The 2,271-nt window shown below is 33.2% G+C and carries 3 protein-coding genes and 1 riboswitch; all 3 genes read left to right on the top strand.

Annotation, left to right across the window (positions count from 1 at the left end; genetic code table 11):
* Window positions 1-287, top strand: a 287-nt coding sequence (locus tag ACI3VO_RS15525; RefSeq protein WP_439758785.1) for a prolipoprotein diacylglyceryl transferase family protein, incomplete at its 5' end; no start/stop codon positions are given.
* A gap of 36 nt (window positions 288-323) precedes the next feature.
* Window positions 324-1,259, top strand: coding sequence for a 16S rRNA (cytosine(1402)-N(4))-methyltransferase RsmH (rsmH, locus tag ACI3VO_RS15520; protein WP_439758784.1), 936 nt, complete (start codon window positions 324-326; stop codon window positions 1,257-1,259).
* Window positions 1,260-1,339: 80 nt separating this feature from the next.
* Window positions 1,340-1,442, top strand: a riboswitch (SAM riboswitch).
* Between the two features lie 133 nt (window positions 1,443-1,575).
* A partial coding sequence (locus tag ACI3VO_RS15515) for an aminotransferase class V-fold PLP-dependent enzyme (RefSeq protein ID WP_439758783.1) occupies window positions 1,576-2,271 on the top strand: 696 nt, incomplete at its 3' end.

Here is a 2,271-nt window from a genome sequence, read left to right as displayed (position 1 = left end):
TGGTAGATGGCGTAAAGGTACATCCTACTTTTTTATATGAGTCTATCTGGGATTTAGGTGTTTTTTTATTTTTATTTATATTTAGGAAAAAACAAAAATACCAAGGACAAATACTTGTCGACTATATAGTTTTATATTCTATAGGAAGATTTTTTATAGAAGGACTTAGAACAGATTCGCTTATGCTGGGACCACTTAGAATGGCTCAAGTTATAAGCTTAGCTTGCATAATTGTAGGTGTAATATTAAATTACATATTATCTAGAAGAGCTAAAAACAATATATAAATTAGAAATATTTTAAAGAAAGGAAGTGATGCTTTAGTGGAATTTAATCATGTATCTGTACTTTTAAATGAATGTATAGAAAATTTAAATATAAAAGAAGACGGTGTATATGTAGATTGTACTATGGGTGGCGCAGGTCATTCAAAGGAAATAGTAAAGAGGCTTTCAGATAAAGGTCTTTTTATAGGCTTTGATCAAGACAAAAATGCTATAGCTACAGCCAAAGAAAGACTTGGCGAATATTCTGATAGAGTCAGATTTATCCACAGTAATTTTGCAAATATAAAAGAAGAGCTTGAAAAAATAGGAGTGTATAAAATCGACGGAGTTTTAGCTGACTTAGGAGTATCATCACATCAATTAGACGAAGCTGATAGAGGATTTTCATATATGCACGATGCACCTTTAGATATGAGAATGGACGTTAGACAGGATTTTTCTGCATACGATGTGGTAAACACTTATTCAGAAGAACAACTTGCTAAGATAATAAAAGACTATGGTGAGGACAATTGGGCGAAGAGAATTGCCAAATTTATAGTTGAAGAAAGAAAAAACAAGCCTATAGAAAAGACAGGAGAGTTAGTAGATATAATTAAAAAGGCTATTCCTAAAAAGGCTAGAATAGACGGACCACATCCAGCGAAGAGAACCTTCCAAGCTATACGTATAGAAGTAAATAACGAGCTAGGTGTAATAAATAAAATGATAGATGACGCAGTTTCTATGATGAACAAAGGTGGAAGAATTTGTATAATCACCTTCCATTCCTTAGAGGATAGAATAGTAAAAAACGAGTTCAAATATCTATCACTTAGCTGCATATGTCCGCCAGAGCTTCCAATTTGCCAGTGTGATAAGGTTTCTGAAGTCAAGGTAATTACGAGAAAACCAATACTTCCATCTAAAGAAGAGGTCGAAGCAAATCCTCGCTCAAGAAGTGCAAAATTGAGAGTTGCGGAGAAAAAATAGTGAGAAAATTTACCATGCATGTAAAATTTTGTTGTTTTGATATACTTTTAGGTATATAATAAATATATTAACTAAATAAATTCTTATCAAGAGTGATGGAGGGAATAGGCCCTATGAAGTCCGGCAACCTATATTTTAGATAGGTGCTAAATCCTACTTATGTTTTCATAAGAAAGATAAGAGAAGAAATGAATTTAGACTCTTTTATCTTTTGATAAAAGAGTTTTTTAGTATAGTTTAAAATTTTCTAGAAGGTGAAATGTAAGAATTTATTTGGTAATGCTTATATTTATATATTATATTTGGAGGGAACGATATGGCAGAAAGAAAATTAGGTTTCAGTACATTACAAATCCATGGGGGACAAGAACCAGACTCAGCTACAGGGGCTAGAGCAGTTCCAATATATCAAACAACATCATACTGCTTTGACAGTGTTCAATACGGAGCAGACTTATTTGCATTAAAGGAAGAAGGACATATATATTCAAGAATATCAAACCCAACAGTTCAAGTATTTGAAGATAGAATGGCTCTACTTGAAGGTGGAGTAGGAGCAGTTGCTTTTTCATCAGGAATGGGAGCTATAAATGCAGCAATACTTAACATAATACAAGAGGGCGATGAAATAGTTGCATCACCAACTCTATACGGTGGAACATATAATTTACTTGCAAATATGCTTCCAAAATTTGGTGTAAAAACTCACTTCGTAAATCCAGATGATCCAGAAAGCTTCAGAGCAGCAATAAACGAAAAAACTAGATTAGTTTATGCAGAAACTATAGGTAATCCAGGAATAAATCTAGTAGATATCGAAGCTATAGCAGATATAGCTCATGAAAATAAAATACCATTTATGCTAGACAACACTTTTGGAACTCCTTACTTAATAAAAGTATTTGATCACGGTGTAGATATAGTAGTTCACTCAGCTACTAAATTCATAGGTGGTCATGGTACTACTTTGGGTGGAGTTGTAGTAGACAGCGGTAACTTCGACTGGATAGGA

This window comes from Intestinibacter sp. (genome assembly GCF_051866655.1).
Classification (GTDB): domain Bacteria; phylum Bacillota; class Clostridia; order Peptostreptococcales; family Peptostreptococcaceae; genus Intestinibacter.
Note: the sequence above shows the minus strand (reverse complement) of the source record. Positions and strands in the feature narration are given on the sequence as shown.